This window comes from Streptomyces sp. NPDC005820, assembly GCF_040630255.1.
Lineage (GTDB): Bacteria > Actinomycetota > Actinomycetes > Streptomycetales > Streptomycetaceae > Streptomyces.
In genome coordinates, this window is record NZ_JBEXXE010000003.1 from 193275 (window position 1) to 200429 (window position 7155).

Annotated in this window: 7 protein-coding genes; 6 read left to right on the forward strand and 1 reads right to left on the reverse strand. The window is 71.6% G+C overall.

Features of this window, described 5'->3' with window-relative positions; translation table 11 throughout:
• Window positions 1-2 precede the first annotated feature (2 nt).
• The 4 genes from ABZ464_RS05035 to ABZ464_RS05050 all read left to right on the forward strand — a co-directional run bounded on the left by ABZ464_RS05035 (window position 3) and on the right by ABZ464_RS05050 (window position 3603).
• Window positions 3-1208 (forward strand): acyl-CoA dehydrogenase family protein, encoded by a 1206-nt coding sequence (locus tag ABZ464_RS05035; RefSeq protein WP_359271067.1) that lies wholly within the window; start codon window positions 3-5, stop codon window positions 1206-1208.
• Between the two features lie 170 nt (window positions 1209-1378).
• Window positions 1379-2035 (forward strand): phosphatidylserine decarboxylase, encoded by a 657-nt coding sequence (locus ABZ464_RS05040; RefSeq protein ID WP_359271069.1) that lies wholly within the window; start codon window positions 1379-1381, stop codon window positions 2033-2035.
• Window positions 2022-2876 carry a CDP-diacylglycerol--serine O-phosphatidyltransferase gene (gene pssA / locus ABZ464_RS05045; protein WP_359271072.1) on the forward strand — a complete coding sequence of 285 codons (855 nt, stop codon included), beginning with the start codon at window positions 2022-2024 and terminating at the stop codon, window positions 2874-2876. Before ABZ464_RS05040 ends, pssA begins: the two co-directional genes overlap by 14 nt.
• A gap of 121 nt (window positions 2877-2997) precedes the next feature.
• The gene (locus tag ABZ464_RS05050; RefSeq protein WP_359271075.1) at window positions 2998-3603 is read left to right on the forward strand and encodes an alpha/beta hydrolase; all 606 of its coding nucleotides are present in this window, start codon (window positions 2998-3000) and stop codon (window positions 3601-3603) included.
• Between the two features lie 387 nt (window positions 3604-3990).
• Here ABZ464_RS05050 and ABZ464_RS05055 read toward each other — a convergent pair whose 3' ends face one another.
• Entirely contained in the window at window positions 3991-5109 is a 1119-nt protein-coding gene (locus ABZ464_RS05055; RefSeq protein WP_359271432.1) for a glycerate kinase, read from the reverse strand.
• A gap of 216 nt (window positions 5110-5325) precedes the next feature.
• Here ABZ464_RS05055 and ABZ464_RS05060 point away from each other — a divergent pair, with 216 nt between their 5' ends.
• Both ABZ464_RS05060 and ABZ464_RS05065 read left to right on the forward strand, forming a co-directional pair.
• Window positions 5326-6405 carry an ADP-ribosylglycohydrolase family protein gene (locus ABZ464_RS05060; protein WP_359271078.1) on the forward strand — a complete coding sequence of 360 codons (1080 nt, stop codon included), beginning with the start codon at window positions 5326-5328 and terminating at the stop codon, window positions 6403-6405.
• Window positions 6406-6555: 150 nt separating this feature from the next.
• On the forward strand, window positions 6556-7056 hold the full coding sequence (locus ABZ464_RS05065) for an NUDIX hydrolase (RefSeq protein ID WP_359271081.1): 501 nt from the start codon (window positions 6556-6558) through the stop codon (window positions 7054-7056).
• The last annotated feature ends 99 nt before the right edge of the window (window positions 7057-7155 follow it).

The following is a 7155-nucleotide window of genomic DNA, read 5'->3' on the forward strand; positions in this document are numbered from 1 at the left end:
CCATGGCGCGACTTGCCCAGACCGCCGGTCTGACGGACATCCAGCAGGAGATCCTCTCCACCGTCCGCGACTTCGTGGACAAGGAGATCATCCCGGTCGCCACCGAGCTGGAGCACCGCGACGAGTACCCGCAGGCGATCGTCGACGGCCTGAGGGAACTCGGCCTGTTCGGCCTGATGATCCCCGAGGAGTACGGGGGCCTGGGCGAGTCGCTCCTCACGTACGCGCTGTGCGTCGAGGAGATCGCCCGGGGCTGGATGTCCGTCTCCGGGATCATCAACACGCACTTCATCGTGGCGTACATGCTCAAGCAGCACGGCACGCAGGAGCAGAAGGACCACTTCCTGCCGCGGATGGCGGCCGGCGACATCCGGGGCGCGTTCTCGATGTCGGAGCCGGGCCTCGGCTCGGATGTGTCGGCGATCACGTCGAAGGCGGTGAAGGACGGCGAGGAGTACGTCCTGAACGGTCAGAAGATGTGGCTGACGAACGGCGGTACGTCGTCCCTGGTGGCCGTTCTGGTCAGAAGTGACGAAGGACACCCTGAGGGCACGGCGCCCCACAAGTCGATGACGACCTTCCTGATCGAGAAGGAGCCCGGCTTCGGAGAGGTCCGCCCCGGCCTCACGATCCCCGGCAAGATCGAGAAGATGGGCTACAAGGGCGTCGACACCACCGAGCTGATCATGGATGGCCTGCGGCTTCCCGCCGATCGGGTGCTCGGCGGGGTCACCGGCCGAGGTTTTTACCAAATGATGGACGGCGTCGAGGTGGGACGCGTGAACGTGGCGGCGCGTGGCTGCGGCGTCGCTCAGCGTGCCTTCGAGCTGGGCATCCAGTACGCACAGCAGCGGCACACGTTCGGCAAGGCGATCGCCCAGCACCAGGCGATCCAGTTCAAGCTCGCCGAGATGGCTACCAAGGTCGAGGCCGCGCATGCCATGATGGTGAACGCGGCACGCAAAAAGGACTCCGGCGAACGAAACGACCTTGAGGCCGGTATGGCGAAGTACCTCGCCTCCGAGTACTGCAAGGAGGTCGTGGAGGACGCCTTCCGGATCCACGGCGGCTACGGCTTCTCCAAGGAGTACGAGATCGAGCGCCTCTACCGCGAGGCCCCGATGCTGCTGATCGGTGAAGGTACCGCCGAAATCCAGAAAATGATCATCGGGCGCCGACTGCTCGAAGAGTATCGGTTCCAGGGCTAGATGTCCGGGTTGGGGGTGTTTTCTTCGAGAAGAAGATCACACCCCGTCAACTTCCCCCGGCCGTCGACTCGGCTTCCTGGCTTACCCAGTTGCGCCCCCGAACCGCTACGATCGCCGGAAAGCCGCCGTCCCCCGTCGAAGCGCGGCATCGTCCGCTACGAAGGTCATCCATGCCCCACAGCCAAACCTCTGCACACCGCGACCGCCTGGTAGGCGCACGCCTCGCGCGCGGAGCATCGCCGTGGCTTCTGCCGACCGTCGCCACCGCAGCCGTCAGCCTGGTCCGCGCCCGCCGCTCGGGCGTCGCCAAGGCCGTCGCCGTACCCGCCACCGCTCTCGCGGCGGGCATGCTGTGGTTCTTCCGCGACCCCGAGCGCGAGATCGCCTCGGGCCGGGTCATCTCCCCCGCCGACGGAGTGGTGCAGAGCATCATGCCGTGGAAGGACGGGCGCACCCGGGTCGCGATCTTCATGAGCCCGCTCAACGTCCACGTCAACCGCGCGCCGCTCTCCGGCACGGTCACGTCCGTCGAGCACATCCCCGGCGGGTTCGTTCCGGCGTTCAACAAGGAGAGCGAGAACAACGAGCGCGTCGTCTGGCACTTCGACACCGAGCTCGGTGACATCGAGATGATCCAGATCGCCGGTGCCGTCGCCCGCCGCATCGTCCCCTACCTCCCCGAGGGCACGAAGGTCGAGCAGGGCGACCGGATCGGCCTCATCCGCTTCGGCTCGCGCGTCGACATCTACCTGCCCGAGGGCGTGGAGATCGCGGTCGAGGTCGGGCAGAAGACCGTGGCGGGGGTGACTCGCATTGACCGTGATTGACCCTGAGACCCAGGCGGGCTGGGTGCCCGAGGCCGACGACGCGGACGACGAGGAGGAGATGCCCCTCTCGCTGCGTCTGTCGATAGCGGACACCCTCACCCTCGGCAACGCCACGTGCGGCTTCATGGCGGTGTACTTCACCACCACGGGCATCCTGATCCCGCACCTCACCGGGGACCAGGAGACCGGCATGGCCCGCCACAGCGCGGCCACGGCGGTCATCCTGATGCTCTGCGCGGCCGTCTTCGACCTGTTCGACGGCCTGGTCGCGCGCAAGCTGCGCAGCTCCCCCATGGGCGCGGAGCTGGACAACCTCTCCGACCTGATCAGCTTCGGACTGGCCCCGGCGTACTTCGTCCTGGTCTACGGCATGGTCGCCGACGACGCCCACCAGCGGGTGGCCGCGCTCGGCGCGATCGTCGTCCTGCTGGCCGTGGTGCTGCGCCTGGCGAGATTCTCGTGCGTGACACCGCGCAACGGCATGTTCCAGGGCATGCCCTCGCCGTTCGGCGCGCTCACCGTCGTCTCGATCGTGCTGCTGGAGCTGCCGTTCGTGGCGACGCTCCTGGCCATCCTGGGCACCGCCTGGCTGATGGTGAGCCGGGTCGAGTACCCCAAGCCGCGGGGCCGCCTCGCCGGCGCGATGCTCTCCTGGATCGTGCTGTCGATGGGTCTGCTGGCGGCCTGGGCGTTCGACGCCCCGAGCGGCCAGCTGCTCCTGCAGACAGGCTGCGCGCTGCAGCTGGTCATGGGCGCGGTGATCCCGCTGTTCGCCACGGCCCGCCGGGTGAACAACTTCCGCGACAACCGACGCGAGGCACGGGCGGCCCAGCTGCCCTGACCCTCCCTCACCGCACACGGGTGTGGCCCGAGCCCTTCCGGCTCGGGCCACACCCGTTTCGGGTTCAAGGGCGTCCGCCGTGTGCCCTTGACCCGTCAACTACTCGCGCAAGCCGGTCCTGATGCTGCACGGCAGGAGTGTGCCGGCGCTCCCGGGCTTCGACCTCCCGCCGGTCCCCGGCGGCTCCCCCACCCGGTACAGCTGGGCGCAGGAACTCGCGGGCACCTGCTCCTCGTCCCCAACCCCCCTCCCGGCGTCCTGCCCGCCCCCGTACCCCCACCAGCTCGGCAACTCCGAGAGCGAGGAGGCGGAGGTGGGTGCGGTGGTGAAGTACATCAGGGGGCTGCCCGGCAGGGACAGGCCGGTCCGCCTCGTCGGCTGGTCCGCGGGCGCGCTCGTGATGGGTCCCCACACCCTCAAGCACCCGGACGACGTGGAGAGCCTGTTCCTGCTGGCCCCGGTCTTCCCGCCGAAGGGCCGCTGGTCGGAGAAGCCCGACCACCCCTTCGGACACCCGCCCGGGGCCCAGACGCTGCCGGTGTCCACACCGGCCTCCATGTTCGGCTTCCCGATGCACGTCGCCGGCAAGACCGAGGTCAAGGCGTCGCTCAGCAGCACCCCCGCCCTGTGGGAACCCGGCATCGAGGACCGCGTGTGGGACGCCTGCACGGACAACGACCCCGTGGGCAGCAAGTGGGGGCCCGAGGAGACGCCGGGCGAGTACTAGGGCGTCCTGCGGTACCGGAACACCTACTGGTGGGCTGGAACAACCAGACCGCGCCGTACGAGAACCCGGCCGGCACGCATGTGCTCGGCGACCGGGTTCCCGTGGCGATCGTCTACGGCGAGCTGGACCGGACGGCCAACAGCCCGGCGGCCTTCCCCGACATCCTGCGCTTCTCCGTGCCGGCCCTCTACGCGGCCGTCAAGGGACCGAAGAAGCTGATGTTCTGCCTCGAGGGCGCCGGCCACTCCCTGGTCTGGGAGACCACCGCGAAGACCGTCCACCAGATCTCGAAGCAGTGGTTCAAGAACGGCAAGGTGTACGGCCTCGGCACCGGCAGCTACTTCAGGGACCTGGGCGGCGGGCTGACCCCGCTGCCCCGACCCCGGCTCAGGTCAGGAAGTCGCGGCCGATCCGTTCGGCCACCCGCTCCAGGATCGGGCCGGCGTCGGCGATGCAGGCCGCCACGTCCGGCTCGAGCTCCGTCAGGGGGTACGCCCGGCGGATCCCGGCACGGCCGAGGGCCTCCGGCGGCAGGGCCAGCCGTCCGCAGACCGCGACGACCTCCTTGTCGGCCGCGCGGGCGGCGGCCGCGACCCCCGCGGGGGCCTTGCCGTGCAGAGTCTGCTCGTCCAGCGAGCCCTCGCCGGTGATCACCAGCTCCGCCCGCTCCAGGGCCGGCGCGAAGCCCAGCACGTCGAGCATCACCTCGATTCCGGCCCGGAACCGGGCGCCCAGCAGCAGGGCGCCGTAGCCGATGCCGCCCGCCGCGCCGGCGCCCGGCGCGGCCGCGTACCCCGCGGCCTGCGGGCCCACCTCCGCCTCCAGCACCTTCGCGTAGTGCGCGAGCGCCGCGTCCAGCGCCTCCACGTCGTCCGGGGAGGCGCCCTTCTGCGGCCCGTACACCGCCGGGGCGCCCTTCGGGCCGGTCAGCGGATTGTCCACGTCACTGGCGAGGACCAGTTCCACGGAGGACAGCCGGGGGTCGAGGCCGGACAGGTCGACGCGGTCCAGGTCCGCGAGTCCGCCGCCGCCCGGCGCCACCGGCTCGCCGTCCTCGTCCAGGAACCGGGCCCCGAGCGCGGACAGCATGCCCGCGCCGCCGTCGGTGGTCGCACTGCCGCCGACCCCGAACACGATCGTCCGCACCCCCGCGTCCAGCGCGGCCCGCAGCAGCTCTCCGGAGCCGTACGTCGAGGCCGTCAGCGGGGCGAAGACACCGGCCGGCAGCCGCTGCAGACCGCTCGCCTCCGCCATCTCCACCACGGCGGTGTCGCCGCGCAGCGCGAACGCGGCCGTGACCTCGTGCCCGAGGGGACCGGCGACCCGTACCTCCCGGCGTTCGAACCCGGCCGCGACCGCCGCGTCGACCGTGCCGTCGCCGCCGTCGGCGACCGGCAGCGCCTCCACCTCGACGTCCGGCACGGCCCGGCGCAGCCCGGCCGTCACCCGCTCGGCGACCTGTACGGCCGTCAGCGACCCCTTGAACTTGTCCGCGGCCACGAGCACCCGTCGTCGGGTGCCCTGCGTTGCAGCGTCCGCCACCGTTTCCATCCCCTTGCTCTCCGGGCCCCGCGCACGTCAGGGCCAGTCGCGCCGCTGCGACCTTAACCGGAGGACGCCCCCGCCGTCATGCGTTGCCCGCACCCTGGAACAGTCTGAGGGCCGTCTGTGGGGGACGCCGAAAACCGCGCGAGGGCGCCCGGAATCGGGTAAACCGGAGCCATGACCCCCGTGGGGACGGCTGAGACCACCGGGCCCGACCTCGCCGACCGTGTGCTCGGCGGCTGGCTGGGCCGTATCGCCGGCAACATGCTCGGCAAACCGGTCGAACAGGGCGAGGTGTGGACCCGCGACCGCATCGACGGCTATCTGCGCCGCGCCGGCGCGCTCCCCCTCACCGACTATCTGCCCGAGCCCGCCACCGAGGAGGACCGCGGGCGGCTGCGGCCCGAATGGCGCAGCTGTGTCCGCGGCCGGGTGCACGGCAGCTGCCGCGACGACGACGTCGACTACGCGATCCTCGGCCTCGACCTGCTCGAGACCCACGGCTTCGCCTTCACCACCGAGCAGGTCGGCGACCTGTGGCTGCTGCGGCTGCCGTATCTGCAGACGTTCACCGCGGAGCGCGCCGCCTACCGCAACCTCGCGGGCGGCATCAGACCGCCGCTGACGGCGACGTACGACAACCCCTACCAGGAGTGGATCGGCGCCCTCATCCGCGCCGACGTCTACGGCTGGACCAGCCCCGGCGACCCGCGGCGCGCCGCGTCCCTCGCCCGCCGGGACGCGGTGCTCTCGCACACCGGGAACGGGGTGTACGGGGCCATGTGGTCGGCCGCGCTGATCGCGGCGGCGTTCACCGCGCCGACGGTGCGCGGCGCGCTCGAGGAGGCGATGGCCGTCATCCCGGCGAGCTGCCGTCTGGCCCGGACCGTGCGCCGGGTCGCCGCCCTCCACGACACGGGCCTGAGCTGGGAGGACACCCTCGCCACGATCGGCGGCGAGACATCCGGTCTCGGCTGGATCCACACCGTCCCGAACGCTGCCGTCCTCACCGCCGGACTGCTCTACGGCGACGGCGACTTCACCCGCACCCTCGCCCTCACGGTCCGCGGCGGACTGGACACCGACTCCAACGGCGCCACGGCGGGCTCGGTGGCCGGCGTCCTCACCGGGGCACGGGCGATCCCGGCCCACTGGACGGACCCGCTGGAGGACACCGTGCACAGCGCGGTGTTCGGCTTCGACGGGGCCCGCATCAGCGAGCTGGCGGAGCGGACGGTGCGGTTGGTGGAGACGTAGGGGGAGGCGAAAGGGGCGCGAAGGGGACGCGAAGGCCTGGGGGCGCGCGGGGGCGTGCGGGTGGGTGTGCGAGTGCATCGGGGCGCCATGGCCGGGCGCGTGCGGTCGCGGGCGGGGGGAGCGGGCGACGGCGCTGGTTACCCTGCTGGGGTGACTGCTTCCAGCGCCTCCGACTTCGCCGCGTACATCGCCTCCCTGCCCCGTGTCCTGGCCGGCGCCGCCGCCCTCTTCCGGGACGCGCGAGGGCAGGTCCTGCTCGTCGAGCCCAACTACCGCGACGGCTGGGCGCTGCCGGGCGGCACCATCGAGTCCGACCGGAACGAGACGCCCCGCGAGGGCGCGCGCCGCGAGACGCTGGAGGAGATCGGTCTCGACCGTCCGCTCGGGCGGCTGCTCGCGGTGGACTGGGTGGTCGGGCCGGGCCGGCCGCCGCTGGTGGCGTATCTCTACGACGGCGGGGTCCTCGACGAGGACGACCTCAAGGCGATCCGGCTGCAGGAGGAGGAGCTGCTGTCCTGGCGGCTGGTGGCGCGCGAGGAGATCACCGGCCATCTGCTGGGCGCCCTCGGCCACCGGGTCCTGGCCGGACTGGACGCACTGGCGGACGGCTCGGGACCGATCGAGCTGGAGAACGGCCGACGGGTCGGCTGACCTGGGCCGACGGGTCGCTGAACTCGGGCGACGGATGGCTGACCTTCGGTCGGCAGAGGGGCCGTCCTCCGGCCGACGGGTCGCTGAACTCCGGGCCAC